Origin of the sequence: Nocardioides oleivorans, assembly GCF_004137255.1 — a bacterium.
Taxonomy (GTDB): Bacteria; Actinomycetota; Actinomycetes; order Propionibacteriales; family Nocardioidaceae; genus Nocardioides; species Nocardioides oleivorans.
The window spans coordinates 1087948-1105626 of record NZ_SDWT01000001.1; the positions used below are offsets into that span (position 1 = coordinate 1087948).

Below are 17679 nucleotides of genomic sequence, written 5' to 3' on the forward strand. Positions count from 1 at the left end.
CGAGGTGCGCTCCCCGGGTGTCAGTGCCGTCGCGGCTGGCGGCGACGGCGACCGGTCAGGACGAGGGCCGCGCCCGCGAGCAGCAGGCCCAGCGCCGTCCAGACCAGGAGGACCTGCGGCCCGCCGGTGTCGGGCAGGTCCTGCCCGTTCCCGCCGTCGTCGCCGTTCCCGCCGTTGCCCTGGTTGTCGGCCACGTCCGGGTCGCCCTTCACCGAGACGGTGAGCGTCGACTGGTAGACGTTGTCAGCGGAGTCGGTGACCGTGTAGTCGATCGACGCCGTGCCGGTGTAGCCCTTGACCGGGGTGAAGGTGATGGTGCCGTCGGCGTTGACCACCCACGTGCCGACCCCGTCGAGGGTGTGCTCCTTCACGCACCTCGCCGCGGAGGACCCGGCCGCGACCTTGCCGCTGGCCGTACCGGTGAGCAGGCAGACGGAGCCGGGCTCCAGCTCCTCGCCCGGGGCGGACTGGTCGTTGTCCAGGACGTCGACCGTCACCGGCGTGGTGGGCGTGGTCTGGTCCTTGTCGGGCTTCGCCTTGCCGATCGGACCGACGACGACCGTGATCGTCGCGGTGACCTGGGTGCCGTTGACGTCGGACACGGTGTAGTCGATCGGCGAGGCCGTGCCGGTGAAGCCCTTCTCCGGCTCGAAGCGGACCTGGCCGTCGACGACGGTCCACACGCCCTCACCGGGCACGATCACCGTGGTCGCGGGCCGGCCCGTGGCCGGGTCGACCAGGCGCAGCGTCGACGGGTCGAAGGCGGCGGAGACGGAGCCCGGGGTGTCGTTGCGGAGCACGTCGATCAGCACCGGGGTGTGGTGCGGCGTGGTCGCCCGGTCGTCCACCGCCGTCGGCGCCACGGGCGTGACGGTGATCGTCAGCGTCGCGGTCACCTGGTTGCCGTGGCTGTCGGCGACGGCGTACGTCACCGGGCTCGCGATGCCGGCGAAGGCAGGCAGCGGGTCGAAGGTGATCGAGCCGTCGGCGTTGACCGTGTAGGTGCCCTGGTCGGGCACCGTCAGGGTCTTGCCGTCGGCCGAGACCGTCGAGCCGGCAGGCTGGCCGGCCGTCGTGAAGACCACCGAGGCGGCGACCCACGAGCCGGCGCTGCCGTCGGCGTTCGCGCCGGGCACGTCGTTGCCGAGGACCTGGACGGTGAGGTCCACGTTCTGCGGCGTCGTGCCCGTGTCGCCGACCGCGCGCGGCGCCGGCCGCACCGTCACCGTGAGCTGCGCGGTGTCGGTGGTGCCGTTGCTGTCCTCGATCCGGTACGTCACCGGGCTGGTGACGCCGGTGAAGCCGGCGACGGGCGTGAAGGTGACCGAGCCGTCGGCGAGGATCGTCCACGTGCCCTGACCCGGGACCGCGATCGTCTTCCCGTCGGGCGAGACCGTGGCACCGGCAGGCTGGCCGGCCGTCGTGAAGACTGTCTGGCCGGGCACCAGCGGGGCCGAGGCGGCGCCGGCAGCGCCGTTCGTGACGCCCGGCAGGGTCACCGGGGTGTTGAACGGCGTGCTGGCGGAGTCGTCGGTGGCCACGGGGACGACCGGTGCGACCGTGATGACGAGCGTCGAGGAGACCTCGTTGCCGGCCTGGTCGGTCACGGCGTAGGTCACCGCGCTGGCCGGACCCGTGAACGCGTCCTCCGGGTCGAAGGTGATCGTGCCGTCGGCGTTGACCGTGTAGACGCCCTCGCCGGGCACCGTCAGGGTCTTGCCGTTCGGCGACACGGTCGCTCCGACAGGCTGTCCGGACGTCGGGAAGACGACCGAGCCGAGGTCGAAGGACCCCGGGTCGCCGTTGGCCAGGAGGCCCGCGGAGTCGTTGTCGAGGACCGGCACGGTGACGTCCACGTTCTGCGGCGTGGTGTCGTCGTCCGGAGAGGCCGACGGGCCGCGGCGGACGGTGACGGTCAGCTGGGCGGTGTCGGTCGTGCCGTTGCTGTCCTCGATCCGGTAGGTCACCGGCGTGGTGGTGCCGGTGTAGCCGGGCGCGGGCGTGAACTCCACCGAACCGTCAGCCTGGATGACGTACTCACCCTGGGTCGGGACGGTGATGGTCCGGCCGTCGGTCGAGACCACGGCACCGGCCGGCTGGCCGGTGGCCGGGAAGACCGTGAGGCCCGGCACCAGCGGCGCGGTGGTCGCGCCGGCGGTGTCGTCGGTCGCACCCGGCAGGGTCACCGCGGCGTTGAACGGCGTGCTGGCCGCGTCGTCGTTGGCGACCGGGTCGATGCCCGTCACCGTGATCGCCAGCTCGGCCGAGGCGTCGTTGCCGTGGCTGTCGGTCACCGTGTAGACGACCGGGGTCGCGTCTGCGCGGAAGTCCGGCTCCGGGTCGAAGGTGATCGTGCCGTCGGGGTTGACGGTGTAGACGCCCTCGTCGGGCACCGTCAGGGTCTTGCCCCCGTTGCCCACGACGGCCCCGGCGGGCTGGTCGGCCTGCACGAAGCGCACCGAGCCGGTGTCCCACGAGCCGGGTGTGCCATCGGCGTTCGGGCCGGGGACGTCACCGTCGAGCACGTCGACCCTGACGTCGACGTTCTGCGGCGTGGTCGCCTCGTCGTCGTCGGCACTCGGGCCCGGTCGCACCGTGACCCGCAGGTCTGCCTTGGTCGGCGTCCCGTTGGCGTCACGGATCGTGTAGGTCACCGCGGAGGTGGTGCCGTCGTACCCGTCCTCGGGCGTGAAGGTGACGCGGCCGCTGTCGTTCAGCGTGAACGAGCCCTGACCGGGGACCGTGATGGTCTTGCCGCCGTTGGTGATCGTCCAGGTCGCCGGGTTGTCGCCGGCCTCGAACGTGCCGGACGCGTCGTCGATCGGCACGTCGACGTCGCCGGCAACGTCGTTGCCGGTGAAGTCGAACTCGACCGCGGTGTTGAAGGCCGTGGCGGCGCTGTCGTCGGTCGCGTCCGGCTCGACAGGGTCGACCGTGATCGTGATCGTCGACCCGGTCGGGTTGCCGACCGAGTCGTCGACCGTGTAGGCCGCGGGCGTGGTCACACCGCGGAAGCCGGGCTCGGGCTCGAAGGTGACGGCCCCGTCGGGCGCGATGGTGAAGACGCCCTGGCCGTCGATCGTGAGCGTCTTGCCGCCGTCGCTGACCACGCCGCCGGGAGTGGCGCCCGGGACGAAGACGAAGGACGGCAGGTCGAACGAGCCGGGTCCGCCACTGGCCGGCTGGCCGGGCGTGTCGTTGCTGAGGACCGTCGGAGCGAGCGTGACCGCCACGCCCTGGGGCGTGGTGTCCTCGTCCGGCTGGGCCGACGGGCCCGGACGCACGGTGACCACGAGGGTGGCGGTGTCGGTGCCGTCGGCCGAGTCGTAGACCCGGTACTCGACCGGATCGGTGGTCCCGGAGTAGCCGTCCGCCGGCGTGAAGGTGACGGTGCCGTCGCCGTTGACCTGCCACGTCCCCTCGTCGGTGGTCAGGGTCTTGCCGTTGTTGGTCGCGTCGGGGCTGGTGAAGACCGTGCGACCCGGCTGGATCGTCACGCTCGCGCCGTCGGCGTCGTCGTTGGTGGCACCCTCGAGCACGACCGGACGCTCGTACGCCGTGCTGGTGCTGTCGTCGGTCGCCACCGGGGGGCCGGCGACGACGGTCGGCGTGTAGGTGGACTGGAGCGTGTGGTCGTCGGTGTCGCGCACCTGGTAGGTCACCGGGGTGGCGGTCCCGACGAAGCCGGGGAGGGGCGTGAAGACGATCTGGCCGCCGACGAGCTCGTAGGTTCCCTGGCCCACCTGGACGGTCGTGGCCGGCTGGCCGTTCGCGCCGATGAGGGTGAGGGACCCGGGGACGAGGGTCACGCCCGGGATGCCGTCGTTGACCAGCGGGTCGATCGACTGCGGTACGCCGCGGGGTCCGGTGGTGGTGTCGGGGACGAGGACCGGCACGACGTCGACGGTGACGGTGCCCGTGCCGGTGCCGCCGAGGTTGTCGGTGACGACGACGTCGACGGGCGTGGCGGGGCCGCTGAAGCCGGGCGCCGGCGCGAAGGTGACCTCGGCAGTCGCGGGGTCGAGCGTGAACACTCCCTCGCCCGGGACGGTGACGACGGTGCCGTCCCCGTTGACGGTCCCGCCGGGGGGCGCCACGAGGCGGATCTCCTCGATCGTGGTGAGGGTGTCACCGGGCTGGTAGGGCACCGTGACCGTCACCGGCTCGCCCTGGTCGGTCGAGGCCGTCGGCGGGTCCTGCACCACGGGGGTGTTGGAGGTGGCGAAGGTGGCACCGATCAGGTCCAGGCCACCGTTGGCACTGCCGTCCGTGGTGAGGATCGGGCTGGCCTGCGCAGCAGTGGTGGCGTCGTTCGGCAGCAGGGAGACGCCGCGGATCTGCTGTCCGGCGCTCACGCCGAGGTCGGCGAGGGAGATGTAGACGCCGGCCACGCGCTGGGCGCCGGTGACGTCCGTCGGTCGGTAGTTGACCTCGTTGCCGGTGCGGCTGAGCACGGTGGACGGCATGTTGTCCCGCACGGTGCCCCACGCGGTCGTGGGCACGGACACGATCGGCCCCCAGGCGGTGGGTCGGCCCTGGCCGTCGATCGCGGTCACGGCCGCCACCTTGAACGGGTCGTTCCCACCGCGCTCGAGCAGCGCGAGCCCGGCGCCGGTCGGGTTGGTGGTCGAGATCGGCGTCGAGCGCATGAAGCTGATCCGCTCGATGTTGTTGGTGTTCGTCGTGGCAGCGTTGGCGAAGGTGTTGTCGGTGCCCTCGGTGATGATGCTGGTCCCGACCACGTCCTGCATCGAGCGGCCGGCCGGGTTGGACGACACGACCTGGTTGAACGGCGCCGCGGCGCTCGCGCGCGCGGCGAAGATCAGGTCCTTGACCCCGGTGATGGTGGCGTTGTCGACGCGCAGCAGGTCCACGTAGCTGCCGTCGTTGCCGCCCGGGAGCACGCGCGTGGTCACGCCGCCGACGGTGAAGTCGACCAGCCGCTGCGCGTCCCCCACGCCGTACTCCATGGTGACCGGGCCACCACAGGTGCCGCCGACTGCTCCGGCGTTGCACGGGTTGCCCGCGGTGGTGGCCACCGTCGCAGTCGGGGTCACGACCGGCTCCACCGTGACGGACGCGATCGGCACAGGCGCTGCGCTCGCGCCCGGAGCGAGCGCGGTGTCGACGGCGACGGCCGCGACCATCGAGCTCGCGACGAACGCGAAGGTGACGCCCACCCGGGTGACCACCTCGCCCCTGGTGTGCGGACGTGCACCATTGGCTGCCTGCAGGATCGAGCTCATTGCCCCGTGTGTTCGCTTTCGCCGAGCGCCCCGGGACCAGTTCCGCGGGACTTTTGCCCGGCCAACCCAAAGGCATTCAGTGAACACTTGAACTCTGCTTGAGAAGAACTTGAGAGAGGCCTGGGTCACGCCGGAGCCGCGAAGCGCGCGCCCCACGGTCTAGCCTCCCGCCATGGAGCGCAAGGAGGCGGCCGAGAGCCGCGAGCGGCAGGACGGGCTCGACCCGTTCGAGAGGTTCGTCGAGGTGGCCACCGGCGTGATCAGCCGGGCGCCGTTCTTCGCCGTCTGCGTCGCGGTCGTCGTGATCTGGGCGGCGAGCTTCCCGCTCTGGAAGAGCACGACGAAGTGGGAGCTGGCCATCCACACCTTCGGAGCGGTGCTGTCGCTGCTCCTGCTGGTGCTGCTGGAGAACGCCGGGCGCCGCAACAGCGAGGCCCAGCAGGAGAAGCTCAACGTGATCGCCGAGGCGCTCGCCGCGCTCATGGACTCACGGGCGGCCGACGACCCCGAGCTGCGGGAGGCGGCCGAGAACCTGCGCGAGGCCGTCGGCCTGGAGGAGCGGCACTAGCCCCCTGCCCCGGAGGGTCAGACGGCGAGGAGGCGCAGCGTCGTCTCGCGGTTGGGCGACGCCGTGGCGTCGGTGCCCGCGTGCGCACCGGCGACCGGGTGCACCATCACCTCGTCGACGCCGTACTCCCCCGCGAGCTCGGCGAGCTGCTTGCGCGCCTGCTCGGGGTCACCCACCACCCAGCGAGCCGCCATCGCCTGCCCGAAGGCCCGCTGGTCCGGGGTCATCTCGACCGCCTCAGCCTCCTCGACCAGCCGCTGCGGCAGCAGCGGGGCCCCGGTGCGGAGCGCCAGCATCATCTGGATGTTGGGCAGCGCCTGGCGACGCGCCTCCTCCTCGGTCTCGGCGACGACGGCGTTGACGGTGAGGAAGGTCCGGGGCTCGGGGTACTCCGGGGAGGGCCGGTACGACGAGCGGTAGAGGTCGAGCGCGACCCCGGTCCCCTCGCCCTGGAAGTGGTGCGCGAAGACGTACGGCAGCCCCTTCTCGGCAGCCAGCCGCGCGGAGTAGTCCGACGAGCCGAGCAGCCAGATGTCGGCGACCGAGCGGGCGGACGGGGTCGCGCGCAACGGCTGGCGTCGCGGCCCGATCTGCAGCTCGACGCCGTCACTCGTCATCAGCGTGCGGATGTCCTCGACGTAGTCGGGGAACTTGCTGACCGCCTCGTCCGCCGACTCCGCGCTGCCGCCGCGCAGGACGTACCTGGTGAGCGGGTCGGTGCCGGGTGCGCGGCCGATGCCGAGGTCGATGCGCCCGGGATAGGCCGCCTCGAGCAGGGCGAACTGCTCGGCCACCACCAGCGGCGCGTGGTTCGGCAGCATGACCCCGCCGGAGCCGACCTTGATGCGCGAGGTGGCCGCGGCGAGCATCGCGATCAGGACCGGCGGGTTCGTCGCGGCGACCGCGGGCATGTTGTGGTGCTCGGCGATCCAATAGCGGGTGTAGCCCGCCTCGTCGGCGACCTGCGCCAGGCTGCGCGAAGCGGCGATGGCGTCGCCGGTGGTCTGGTCGCTGCGGACGGGCACGAGGTCGAGCACGGAGAGAGCAGTCACTGTCGTCACAGCGTCGCGCACGTCACCGTTATTCCGATTGACCTCAGGTGCACCTGAGGTCCTACCGTCACGGGGTGACCACCGGCACGACCCCCGAGACCGCGCCGCGCGAGCGCATCCTGTCCCCCGCCTACGCCGCGACCACGATCGGCCTGTTCTCGCTGATCGCCTTCGCCGCGTTCGAGGCGATGGCGGTGACCACCGTGATGCCGACGGTGGCACGCAGCCTCGACGGGTTCGACTACTACGCGCTCTCCTTCGCCGCGCCCTTCGCCAGCGGCGTCGTCGGCATGGTCGCCGCGGGCATGTGGTGCGACCGGCGTGGACCGCTGCAGCCGCTGCTCTTCTCGCTGGTGGGCTTCTCGGCCGGTCTGGTCGTGTGCGGGGTGGCCGCCGACATGGAGGTGTTCGTCGTCGGCCGGATCGTCCAGGGCCTCGGTGGCGGTGCGCTGGTCGTGGTGGCGTACGTCCTCGTCGGGCTGGTCTACCCGGCCCACCTGCAGGGGTCCGTCTTCGCCGCCTTCGCAGCGGCCTGGGTGCTGCCGGCGTTGTTCGGCCCGGGGGTCGCGGCCTTCGTCGCCAGCACCCTGGGGTGGCGCTGGGTGTTCCTCGGCATCGTGGTCCTGGTCGCGGTCGCGGCCGTGATGGTCACCGGCACCGCCCGCCGCCAGCCCGTCCCGGCAGAGCCCGGCGCAGCCTCGCCGGCACGGTTCGGGTGGGCCGTGCTGGCCGCCGCCGCGGTGCTCGCGCTGGAGCTCCTCGGCTCCGGCACCGGCCCCACCCTGGTCGCCGCCGCCGTGGCGTTCGTCCTGGTCGTGGTCGGCGTACGACCCCTGCTGCCGCCGGGCACGCTGACCGGTGGTCGCGGCCTGCCGTCGGTGATCGCCACCCGCGGCCTGCTGTCCGCGTCGTTCTTCTGCGCCGAGGCCTACATCGTCTACGTGCTGCAGGAGCGGTGGGACCTGACTCCCGGTCAGGCGGGCATCGCACTCACCTGCGTCGGCGTGGTCTGGGCGCTCTCGAGCCAGGCGTCGTCGCGGCTCGGCGACCGGGTGTCCCACGCGACGGCGCTGCGGTTCGGCACGGCCGTGGTCCTGCTCGGCATCTCGCTCATCGCGCTCGTGGTGTGGCTGCGCTCGGAGGGCGTCGGCGTCCCCGCGGTCGCGCCGGCGGCAGCCTACGTCCTCGGCAGCGTCGGGATGGGCTTCGCCTATCCCCGCACGGGCGTCGCGATGCTCGCCTCGGCCACCGACGAGGACCGGGGCTTCAACTCCTCCGCCCTGACCGTCGCCGACTCCCTCGGCGCCGCGCTCGCGCTGTCGGTGAGCGGCATCGCGTACGCCGCCGCGGTGCGGGCCGGGATCGACCCCTTCCCGGTCGTCTACCTGCTCGCCGTCGCGATCGGCGCGCTCGGGGTGCTCGCCGCGTCGCGCGTCGTCAGCCGTACGTCGCCCGCCTGACGAGGACCTCGAACGGTCCGCGTCGCCCGGTGCGCCGCATCCAGTCGGCGAGGGCGACGGTGAGCAGCCAGGTGCCGGTGGCGAGCAGCGCGCAGCCGCTGATCGACAGGACGTCGGAGAGGCCGAGGAGCGCCGGCGTGAAGGCGAGCGTCCACACGACCGACTGGGCGAGGTAGCACGTCATCGACCGCTGCCCGACGGCCTGCAGCGCCAGCACCACCCGGCCCCGAGCCCGACCCGACTCCTCGAGGCGCAGGGCGAGCACCGCGATGAGGGCGGCGTACCCGAACCCGCCGAGGACCCCGGACACGTCGTGCAGCGCGGCCAGCACCGACAGCGTCTCGTCGTCCGGGACGGCGCGCCCGCCGAGCTGGAGCAGGGCGAGCGGCTGGGCGCCTCCGACAGCTGCCGCCAACCCGACCAGACCGGCGATGAGCAGTCCGCGGACGCGACGTGACCGGGCCTCGGCGGACGGCGGCTCGAGCAGCCGACGCCGCCCCGCCCACAGGCCGACGAGGAACGGGCAGGCGAACCCGATCGGCCCCAGTGAGGCGATGAACGCGGAGGCGGCTGCTCGCTCGACGACCATGGTGCCGAGGTCGGTGGGCAGCATGGTCGCGAGGTCGGGACCGACGGTCGCATCGGCGAGCGTGCCCTCGCCGGGCAGTGCGGTGAGCAGCAGGAAGAGCGTGGCGACGCCGAGCAGCCACCCGTCCTTCCAGCGCACGGCCCACGCGCCGACCAGGAGGAGCACGCCGTAGGCGGCGAGGATGTCGCCAACGAAGAGCAGCGTGGCGTGCACGAAGCCGACCGCGACGAGGAAGAGCGCGCGACGCCACAGCAGTCGCCGCACCTGCTTCGGGGACCTCTCGGCCTGGCGGCGGGCGATCTGCGCGACGCCGTACCCGAAGAGCAGGCCGAACATCGGGAAGGCCCGGCCGTCGACGAACGTCGTGGTCGCCCACGCGACCGCGCGGTCGAGCGGACCCTCGCCGAGCGGGTAGCCGCCGAGGTACGACGGCCCCTCGAGGAAGTAGTGCGAGTTGGCCAGCGCGATGGCGAGCAGCATCGCGCCGCGTGCCAGGTCGGGGCCGAGCGCCCGCGCGGTCGGCGCCAGCGGGCCGGCGGGGGCTGACGCCTCGGTGGTCATGCGGGCAATACTAGAGCGCGCACTCCATTATTGGAACCGGAGTGGGTGCTTCGCACCCGAGACTCCCGGTTGTCGGCCTGGATCTCGGCCGACAACCGGGGCGGTCACCGGATATCCGGTGACCGCCCGCCCGGTCAGGCGCCAAGCCTCAGGCGCCCAGCCTCAGGAGGCCTGCTCCAGCGTCGGGTAGTCGGTGTAGCCCTTCGCGCCGCCGCCGTAGAACGTGTCGGGGTCGGGCTCATTGAGCTCCGCACCCTCGCGCCAGCGCTCGGTCAGGTCGGGGTTGGCCAGGAACGGGCGGCCGACCACGACGGCGTCCGCGAGGCCCGTCTCGAGCAGCCGCTCGACGGAGTCGAGGGTGGTGACGTCGCCGAAGCCGTCGTTGAGCAGCACGGGGCCGTCGAAGCGCTCGCGCAGGTCGCGCACGAGCTCCTCACGGGGCTCCAGCGGGCTGGCGAGCAGGCTCAGGTAGGCCAGCCCGAGCGGGGAGACACCGTCGACCACGGCGCGGTAGGTGGCGTCGAGGTCGTCGCCGACCTCCTCGCCGATGCCGTTGAACTGGTGGGCAGGGCTCAGCCGCAGCCCGACGCGCTCGGCGCCGATGGCCTCGGCGACGGCCGTGACGACCTCGACGACGAAGCGGGCGCGGTTCTCCGGGGAACCGCCGTAGGCGTCCTCGCGCAGGTTGACCGTCGGGTCGAGGAACTGGTGCAGCAGGTAGCCGTTCGCGCCGTGGACCTCGACGCCGTCGAGGCCGGCGGCGATCGCGTTGCGGGCGGCCGTGACGAAGTCCGCGACCAAGCCGGCGATCTCGTCGGTCTCGGGGGCGCGGGGCTCGTCGTGGGGCTTGGAGCCGTCGGCGGTCACCATCTCGCCGGGCGCCTGGAGGGCGCTGGGAGCGATCGTCTCGACGCCGTCCTTGTTGTCGGCGTGCGCGATGCGACCTGCGTGCATCAGCTGCGCGACGACCACGCCACCGCGGGCGTGCACGGCGTCGGCGACGAGGCGCCAGCCGGCGACCTGCTCGTCGGTGTAGAGGCCGGGCACGTCGAGGTAGCCCTGTCCCACCTGGCTGGGCGCGATGCCCTCCGTCACGATCAAGCCGGCACCGGCGCGCTGGCCGTAGTACTCGGCGTTGAGGCCGGTGGGGGCGTGTCCCTCGCCGGCGCGGTTGCGCGTCAGCGGCGCCATCACGAAGCGCTGCGGGAGCTGCCAGGGACCGACCGAGATCGTCTCGAATGCACGGGACATGAGGGTGTTGCCTCCAGAGAAGTTGAGGACTGTACGACTGTCCTCAGCGACCCCACGGCCCCCGATGTTCCCCGACGAGAGATGCCTCACAGCATCGCTCACCCGGTGGGGTGTCAGCGACGCCGCAGCGCCGCCTCCACGAGCGCCGGAGGTGCGTAGCCCCGGTCGGCCTCGTTGAGGGTCGTGCCCGGCGGCACGATCTCGTCGATCCGGTCGAGCACGTCGGCGGTGAGCACGACCTTCTCCACGCCGAGCTGCGACTCGAGCTGGTCCATCGTGCGCGGACCGATGATCGCCGAGGAGATCGCCGGGTGCGCGAGCACGAAGCCGATCGCGAGGTGGATCAGCGACAGGCCGGCCTCGTCGGCGAGCTCCTGGAGCTGGTACACCGCTTCGAGCTTGACCTTGTTCTCCGGCGACGAGGGATCGTGCCGCGCGGGCTGCCGGTCGATCCGGCTGGAGGTGTACGTCGGCTCCTCGCCGCGGCGGTAGCGCCCGGACAGCCAGCCGCCCGCCAGCGGGCTCCACGGCAGCACGCCGATGCCGTACTTCTGCGCCGTCGGCAGGATGTCGCGCTCCACCTCGCGGGCGAGGATCGAGTACGGCGGCTGCTCGGTCACCGGACGCTCGCGGCCGCGCTTCTCGGCCACCCACTGCGCCTCGACGACCTGCGACGGGAGGAAGGTCGACGTACCGAGGTAGCGGATCTTGCCCTGCCGCACGAGGTCGGTCAGCGCGCCGAGGGTCTCGTCGATGTCGACCTCGGGACGCGGGCGGTGCACCTGGTAGAGGTCGATGTGGTCGACCTGGAGCCGGCGCAGCGAGGCCTCGACCTCGCGGACGATCCAGCGGCGCGAGTTGCCCTGCTGGTTGGGGTCCTCGTCGTGCATGGAGCCGTGGAACTTGGTCGCGAGGAAGACGTCGTCGCGGTCTCCGCGGGCCTTCAGCGCCTTGCCGACGATCTCCTCGGACTCGCCGCGGGCGTAGACGTCGGCGGTGTCGATGACGTTGATGCCGGCGTCGAGCGCGCGGTGGATGATCGCTATCGAGTCGTCGTGGTCGGGGTTGCCCCAGGCGCCGAACATCATGGCGCCGAGGGTCAGCGGACTGACCTGGACGCCGGTGCGACCGAGGGGGCGGTAGTGCTCGAAGCTCATGCGGTTTCCTTCTGCGGGGTAGGGGCGTACTGGCTGTCGGGGCGCACGAGGCCGAGGTGGTCGCGCAGCGTGCTTCCTGTGTACTCCTCGCGGAACAACCCGCGCCTGCGCAGGATCGGCACGACCTCCTCGATGAAGACGTCGATGCCGCCCGGCAGCCACGGCGGCATCACGTTGAAGCCGTCGGCAGCACCGTTCTCCGCCCACTGCTGGATGGTGTCGGCGACCTGGTCGGGCGTCCCGGTGACGACCCGGTGCCCACGGGCACCGGCGAGGCGGTGGCACAGCTGGCGCAGCGTCGGGTCCTCCCGCTCGACGATGTCGAGCACGAGCTGGAAGCGACTGCCCTCGCTGCGCTCGCCGTCGGTGTCGATCACCTCGCGCGGGAACGGCCCGTCGAGGTCGTACGAAGACAGGTCGACGCCGGTGAGCCGGAGCAGCTGGGCGAGGGAGTACTCCGGCTGCGTGAGGTCGTTGAGCTGCTGGTGCAGGTCCTCGGCCTCCTGCGCCGTGGAGCCGATGAACGGGCTGATGCCGGGCAGCACCTTGAGCCCGCGCGGGTCCCGCCCCCCGGCCTGCGCCCGCTGCTTGATGTCGGCGTAGAACTCCTGCGCCGACCCGAGGGTCTGGTGTGCGGTGAAGATCGCCTCGGCCCAGCGCGCGGCGAACGCCCGACCGTCCTCCGAGGACCCGGCCTGCACGTAGACCGGTCGCCCCTGCGGCGAGCGGGGTGCGTTGAGCGGCCCGCGGACGGAGAAGTACTCGCCGTCGTGGTCGACGCGGTGGATCTTGTCGGTGTCGGCGAAGAGGCCGGACTCGCGGTCGGCGACGACGGCGTCGTCCTCCCAGCTGTCCCACAGCTTCGTGATGACGTCGACGTACTCCTCGGCGCGCGCGTAGCGGTCGCGGTGCAGCGGGTGGGCGTCGAGGCCGAAGTTGAGGGCGGCGTCGGCGGCACCGGTGGTGACGATGTTCCAGCCCGCGCGGCCCTTGCTGAGGTGGTCGAGGGCCGAGAGCTGCCGGGCCAGGTTGTAGGGCTCGGTGTAGGTCGTCGACGCGGTGCCGATGACGCCGATCCGCTCGGTCGCCGCGACGATCGCCGTCATGACGGTGATCGGCTCGAGGCGGAAGCGGGCGGCGTACCTGATGTTCTCGGCCAGCGACGGACCGTCGGCGAAGAAGACGGCGTCGAACTTCGCCGCCTCCGCCTTCTGCGCGAGCTCCTGGTAGTAGGAGATGTCGAGGATCCGGTCGGTCTCGCTGTCCGGGTGGCGCCAGGCCGCCTCGTGGTGGCCGTCGGGGTAGATGAAGAGGTTGAGGTGGAGGTGTCGGGTCACGAGGCCGCCCTCTCGACGTGCCGTCCGGGCACGGCGTCGTGGTCGTCCTCGACGCCGAGCTCGTGGAGCAGCTGGGCGCGCAGCCGGGCGAAGGCCGGGTCGGCCTGCGAGCGACGGGTGCCGAGGTCGATCCGCGCGTCGTGGCGGACGACGCCGTCGTCGAGGACGATCACGCGGTCGGCCAGCACGATGGCCTCGTCGACGTCGTGGGTCACGAGCAGCACGGCCGGCCGGTGCACCTCGCAGAGCTTGCGCAGAAGCGTGTGCATCCGGATCCGCGTGAGCGCGTCGAGGGCACCGAACGGCTCGTCGGCGAGCAGCAGCTGCGGGTCGCGGACCAGCGAGCGGGCCAGCGAGGCGCGCTGCTGCTCACCTCCCGAGAGCTCGTGCGGCCACGCCTTCTCGCGGCCGGCGAGGCCGACCTCCTCCAGCGCCTGCGACCCGCGCTCCTCGGCGTCCCCCACGCGGAGGCCGAGGGTCACGTTGTCGAGCAGCCGCTTCCACGGCAGCAGCCGCGAGTCCTGGAACACGACCGACACCTTCTCGGGCACCTCGATCCGCCCGTGGCCGGCCACTCCCCGGTCGAGGCCGGCCAGCGCGCGCAGCAGGGTGCTCTTGCCCGAGCCGCTGCGGCCGAGGAGCGCGACGAACTCGCCGGGAGCGATCTCGAGGTCGAGTCCGTTGAGCACCCCGCCCGCCTCGTTGAAGCTGCGGTGCAGGCTCGTGACCTGCACCGCCGGGTCCTGCGAGGTGCTCAGCTCGCCAGTGTGCGACGCCATGACAGTGCCTTCCTCTCGATGAGCCGGACGACCGCGTCGGCGGACACGCCGAGCAGTGCGTAGACGACCAGGCCGACGACGATGATGTCGGTCTGGCCGTAGTTGGACGCGAGCGTGATCATGTGGCCGATCCCGCTCGTGGCGTTGATGACCTCGACCACGACCAGCGCCAGCAGCGACGACGTCACCGCGAAGCGCAGGCCGAGGAGGAATCCGGGCATAGCGCCGGGGAGCACCACGTGCCGGACGAACTCCGCGCGGGTGACGCCCAGGGTCTCCGCCAGCTCGGCGTACCTGCCCTCGATCGAGCGCAGGCCGTTGTGGGTGTGGATGTAGATCGGCACGAAGACCGCGAGCGCGATCGTGATGACCTTCATCGGCTCGCCGATGCCCAGCCACAGGATGAGCAGCGGGATCAGGGCGAGCGTCGGGATCGACCGCTTGACCTGGATCGGCCCGTCGATCAGTGACTCGCCGATCCTGGAGAGCCCCGAGACGACCGCCAGGACCGTGCCCACGACGACGCCGAGCCCGAGCCCGAGCGCGGCCCGGACGCCGGAGGTCACCAGGCTCTCCTGCAGGCGCCCGTTCTCCACCAGCGTGCCCGCGGTCTCGACGACCGTCCACGGCGCGCTCAGGTTGCGCTCGTCGAGCAGGCCCGTGGCAGATCCCACGACCCAGGCCGCCAGCAGCACGGCGATGCCGATGAGGCCGCCGAACCGGATCGGAGCGCCCGGGCCGAGGCGGCGACGCACGGGGCGTACGTCCTCGGCGCCCTGCGGAGCCGCGGCCGAGCGCGGTCGGGTGGTGACGCTGTCGGTCAGCGTGGTCATGACGATCCCTCCACTGCGGCGGCGATGGCCTTCTCGAAGCGCCGGTCGTAGAGCGTCGAGACGTCCAGCGGCTCCTGGTCCTGCTCCTTCACCAGCGTGTCGACGGTGACCTGGTGGCGGGCGATGAACTCGTCCCAGCTCGTCGGCACCGTGAACTGGCCGAGTGCGTCGACGACGTAGGCCGCGTCCTCGGGCGAGAGTCCCTCGTGGTCGACGTAGTAGGCCTCGGCGAACTCGTCCGGGTGGTCGGAGATCCACTGCTGCGCCTGCGCCCAGAGTCCGACGTACTCCTTGATCGCGGCCGCCTTGTCGGCGTCCTCGAGCACGGTGGTCGGCGCGTAGAGCGTCCAGGCGTCGTCACGCACGCCCGACGGGATCGTGGTGGCGCCGTCCTGCTCGTACTTGGCCAGGTAGGTCTTGACCAGGGTCTGGCCGAGCGGTGCGACGTCGACCTGGTTGCTGGCCAGCGCGACCGAGAAGGCGTCGTCGACGCTCTGCATCTCGACGAGCTCGACGTCGTCCTGCGAGAGGCCGGCCTCACGGAGCACGTTCAGCACGAGCGCGCCCTGCGCCTGACCGGGGCTGTAGGCGATCTTCTTGCCCTTCAGGTCCTCGATCGAGGACACGTCGACGCCGGGCGCGACGCCGAGCTCGTAGGTCGGGTGGTCGGCCGGGTCGACGGTCTCGCGGGCGGCGACGATGCGGACGTCGGTGCCGGTCCAGTGCGCGAAGAGCGGCGGGATGTCCGCGACCGAGCCGATGTCGATGGCGTCGGCGCGGAAGGCCTCGAGCGTCTTCGGGCCGCCGGTGATGTTGGCCCACTCGACGTCGACGTCGAGGTCGTCGATGAGTCCGGACGTCTCGAGCGCCACCTGCGTGGCCGGGTCGCCGACGCGGAGCACGGTCCCGTCGGGCGCGGCGTCGGGGAGGGCCGCGCTGAGCTCGAGCTTCGGTCCGGCGTCGCCGCCGCCACACGCGGACAGGGTCGCGACCATCAGGCCTGCCGTGGTGAGCAGCGCGGCGCGGAGCAGGGGGCGGGTGAGCCCTCGTCGTGGCATGGGGGTTCTCCTTCGTGGGGGTCGAACCATCAAAGTAATGTAAGTCAGTACATAAACCTCAGTAATGGACGACAGGACTTCCCTGTCACCCGTGCGCACCCGGTCAGGCGTCGCGCAGGAGCGGCAGCAGCGAGTCGCCGACGCGGACGATCTCCCGCTCGTACGGCGTGTCGCTCAGCACGAAGTGGGTGATGCCGAGGTCGGCGTAGCGCAGCAGCGCCTTCGCGACGTCGTCGGGCGAGCCGACCAGCCACGTCGTTCCTGCGCCACCCCCGCCGACCCGGCCGGGTGCGGTGTAGAGGCACTCGTCGAGCACGTCGCCCTGCTCGGCGAGGTCGAGGAGCCGCTGCTGGCCGACGGCCACGCGCCTGCTCGGGTCGACGAACCACTCGTCCCTGCCCTCGGCCATCGCGGCGACCCGCGCCTCGGCATCGGACCAGGCCTCCTCGGTGGTGTCGCGCACCAGCGTCGTGATGCGCAGGCCGAACTCGAGCGGCGGGAGGTCGCGGTCGAGCTCGGTGCTCAGGGTCCTCAGGTGGTCGATGCGGGCGGCGACGCCGTCGAGCGGCTCGCCCCAGAAGAGCTGCACGTCGGCCTCGGCCGCCGCGGTGCGCTGGGCCGCCTCGGACGCGCCGCCGAAGTAGAGCTGCGGGTGCGGACGGCCGGGACGTGCGACCGGCTTGTGCTCGAGGGTCGCGGCCCGCGCCGAGTAGTGCTCGCCCTCGACGGTGATGTCGTCCTCGGTCCAGTAGCGACGGACGAGACGCATGAACTCGCGCGTCCGGGCGTAGCGCTGCGCCTGGTCGCCCTCGTCGTCGCCGTACTGCGGCTGGTGGTCCGGGCCACTGACCACGTTGACCTTGACCCGGCCGCCGCTGAGCTGGTCGAGCGTCGCGGCGGACGAGGCGAAGTGGGCCGGCGTCCAGTAGCCCGGCCGGATCGCGACGAGCGGGTTGAACGTCGTGGTTCCCGCCGCCAGCGCCGTGGCGACCGTGAAGGTGTCGGGACGCTTCCACCCGGTCCCGATCAGCGCGCCGCCCCAGCCGTGGTCCTCGGTCAGGCGGGCGAGGTCGGTCAGCCGGGCCAGGCTGTTGTGCCCCTCGACCGTGTCGTCGAGCCGGTGGCCCGGGGTCACCTGGTTGGGGATGTACCAGAGGAAGTCCATCGCTGCGCCTTTCTACATTTTGTCGACTCAATTACTACACATAACACACCCAGCTGTCCGGACCCGGCTATCTAGGGACGAACTGGTGGGTGGTTGGGCCTGCGGACCTACCGGATCGTCCCCAGATATCGGGAGGGAGAGGACAGGAACTGACCTGAAGGCGTCCTAGCCTCGAGGCATGGACATGAAGCTGGAGCTGGTGATGGTGCCCGTGACCGACGTCGACCGGGCCAAGGAGTTCTACGTGCGGGCGGGTTTCCACGCCGACCACGACCAGACGGTGAGCGAGGAGATCCGCTTCGTGCAGCTCACCCCGCCGGGGTCGGCCTGCTCGATCGCGATCGGCAGGGGGCTGACGGGCCTGGAGCCCGGCTCGCTCGACAACCTGCAGATGGTCGTCGCGGACGCCGATGCGACCCACGCCGACCTGGTGGCGCGCGGCATCGAGGTGAGCGAGGTCGACCCCCAGCCGTGGGGCCGGTTCATCCACCTCGCCGACCCCGACGGCAACCAGTGGGCGCTCCAGGAGCTGCCGTCCTGGTCGTCCGGGGCCGGCGGCGACGGTCAGCGCCCCGACGCCTGACCCGCGCACGCGGCGTCCCGGATCTGGCCGGGACCCCTGA

At 72.0% G+C, this 17679-nt stretch carries 13 protein-coding genes; 3 read left to right on the plus strand and 10 right to left on the minus strand.

The window, feature by feature from the left end:
* Positions 1-20: 20 nt before the first annotated feature.
* Entirely contained in the window at positions 21-5246 is a 5226-nt protein-coding gene (locus EUA93_RS05255) for an Ig-like domain-containing protein (protein ID WP_129399174.1), read from the minus strand.
* Between the two features lie 172 nt (positions 5247-5418).
* Here EUA93_RS05255 and EUA93_RS05260 point away from each other — a divergent pair, with 172 nt between their 5' ends.
* Entirely contained in the window at positions 5419-5814 is a 396-nt protein-coding gene (locus EUA93_RS05260; protein WP_129399175.1) for a low affinity iron permease family protein, read from the plus strand.
* A 17-nt stretch (positions 5815-5831) separates the two neighbouring features.
* Here EUA93_RS05260 and EUA93_RS05265 read toward each other — a convergent pair whose 3' ends face one another.
* Complete coding sequence (locus tag EUA93_RS05265) at positions 5832-6866, minus strand: LLM class flavin-dependent oxidoreductase (protein WP_129399176.1); 1035 nt, start codon at positions 6864-6866, stop codon at positions 5832-5834.
* 74 nt (positions 6867-6940) lie between these two features.
* On the opposite strand from EUA93_RS05265, the gene EUA93_RS05270 reads away from it, so the two are divergent.
* Entirely contained in the window at positions 6941-8326 is a 1386-nt protein-coding gene (locus EUA93_RS05270) for an MFS transporter (protein WP_129399177.1), read from the plus strand.
* On the opposite strand, the gene EUA93_RS05275 is transcribed toward EUA93_RS05270, so the two are convergent.
* The 8 genes from EUA93_RS05275 to EUA93_RS05310 form a co-directional block, all read right to left on the minus strand.
* The gene (locus tag EUA93_RS05275) at positions 8304-9476 is read right to left on the minus strand and encodes a DUF418 domain-containing protein (protein ID WP_129399178.1); all 1173 of its coding nucleotides are present in this window, start codon (positions 9474-9476) and stop codon (positions 8304-8306) included. The genes EUA93_RS05270 and EUA93_RS05275 overlap by 23 nt on opposite strands.
* 162 nt (positions 9477-9638) lie before the next feature.
* Complete coding sequence (locus EUA93_RS05280) at positions 9639-10727, minus strand: alkene reductase (RefSeq protein ID WP_129399179.1); 1089 nt, start codon at positions 10725-10727, stop codon at positions 9639-9641.
* Between the two features lie 113 nt (positions 10728-10840).
* Entirely contained in the window at positions 10841-11884 is a 1044-nt protein-coding gene (locus EUA93_RS05285; RefSeq protein WP_129399180.1) for an aldo/keto reductase, read from the minus strand.
* Entirely contained in the window at positions 11881-13221 is a 1341-nt protein-coding gene (locus EUA93_RS05290; RefSeq protein ID WP_129399181.1) for an LLM class flavin-dependent oxidoreductase, read from the minus strand. The genes EUA93_RS05285 and EUA93_RS05290 overlap by 4 nt, the downstream gene beginning before the upstream one ends.
* Positions 13218-14000 carry an ABC transporter ATP-binding protein gene (locus tag EUA93_RS05295; RefSeq protein WP_129399182.1) on the minus strand — a complete coding sequence of 261 codons (783 nt, stop codon included), beginning with the start codon at positions 13998-14000 and terminating at the stop codon, positions 13218-13220. Before EUA93_RS05295 ends, EUA93_RS05290 begins: the two co-directional genes overlap by 4 nt.
* Positions 13976-14833, minus strand: a complete 858-nt coding sequence (locus EUA93_RS05300; RefSeq protein WP_129399183.1) for an ABC transporter permease — start codon at positions 14831-14833, stop codon at positions 13976-13978. The genes EUA93_RS05295 and EUA93_RS05300 overlap by 25 nt, the downstream gene beginning before the upstream one ends.
* On the minus strand, positions 14830-15891 hold the full coding sequence (locus EUA93_RS05305) for an ABC transporter substrate-binding protein (protein ID WP_242497247.1): 1062 nt from the start codon (positions 15889-15891) through the stop codon (positions 14830-14832). The genes EUA93_RS05300 and EUA93_RS05305 overlap by 4 nt, the downstream gene beginning before the upstream one ends.
* A gap of 103 nt (positions 15892-15994) precedes the next feature.
* On the minus strand, positions 15995-17056 hold the full coding sequence (locus EUA93_RS05310; protein WP_129399185.1) for an LLM class flavin-dependent oxidoreductase: 1062 nt from the start codon (positions 17054-17056) through the stop codon (positions 15995-15997).
* A 178-nt stretch (positions 17057-17234) separates the two neighbouring features.
* On the opposite strand from EUA93_RS05310, the gene EUA93_RS05315 reads away from it, so the two are divergent.
* Positions 17235-17639: a VOC family protein gene (locus tag EUA93_RS05315; protein WP_129399186.1), complete on the plus strand. Its 405-nt coding sequence runs from the start codon at positions 17235-17237 to the stop codon at positions 17637-17639.
* Positions 17640-17679: the final 40 nt, after the last annotated feature.

What these genes read in the sequence shown, in the direction of transcription:
- EUA93_RS05255 (WP_129399174.1), bottom strand. Translation starts at nt 5,246, where the DNA reads ATGAGCTCGATCCTGCAGGCAGCCAATGGTGCACGTCCGCACACCAGG.
- EUA93_RS05260 (WP_129399175.1), top strand. Translation starts at nt 5,419, where the DNA reads ATGGAGCGCAAGGAGGCGGCCGAGAGCCGCGAGCGGCAGGACGGGCTC.
- EUA93_RS05275 (WP_129399178.1), bottom strand. Translation starts at nt 9,476, where the DNA reads ATGACCACCGAGGCGTCAGCCCCCGCCGGCCCGCTGGCGCCGACCGCG.
- EUA93_RS05280 (WP_129399179.1), bottom strand. Translation starts at nt 10,727, where the DNA reads ATGTCCCGTGCATTCGAGACGATCTCGGTCGGTCCCTGGCAGCTCCCG.
- EUA93_RS05285 (WP_129399180.1), bottom strand. Translation starts at nt 11,884, where the DNA reads ATGAGCTTCGAGCACTACCGCCCCCTCGGTCGCACCGGCGTCCAGGTC.
- EUA93_RS05295 (WP_129399182.1), bottom strand. Translation starts at nt 14,000, where the DNA reads ATGGCGTCGCACACTGGCGAGCTGAGCACCTCGCAGGACCCGGCGGTG.
- EUA93_RS05300 (WP_129399183.1), bottom strand. Translation starts at nt 14,833, where the DNA reads ATGACCACGCTGACCGACAGCGTCACCACCCGACCGCGCTCGGCCGCG.
- EUA93_RS05305 (WP_242497247.1), bottom strand. Translation starts at nt 15,891, where the DNA reads ATGCCACGACGAGGGCTCACCCGCCCCCTGCTCCGCGCCGCGCTGCTC.
- EUA93_RS05310 (WP_129399185.1), bottom strand. Translation starts at nt 17,056, where the DNA reads ATGGACTTCCTCTGGTACATCCCCAACCAGGTGACCCCGGGCCACCGG.
- EUA93_RS05315 (WP_129399186.1), top strand. Translation starts at nt 17,235, where the DNA reads ATGGACATGAAGCTGGAGCTGGTGATGGTGCCCGTGACCGACGTCGAC.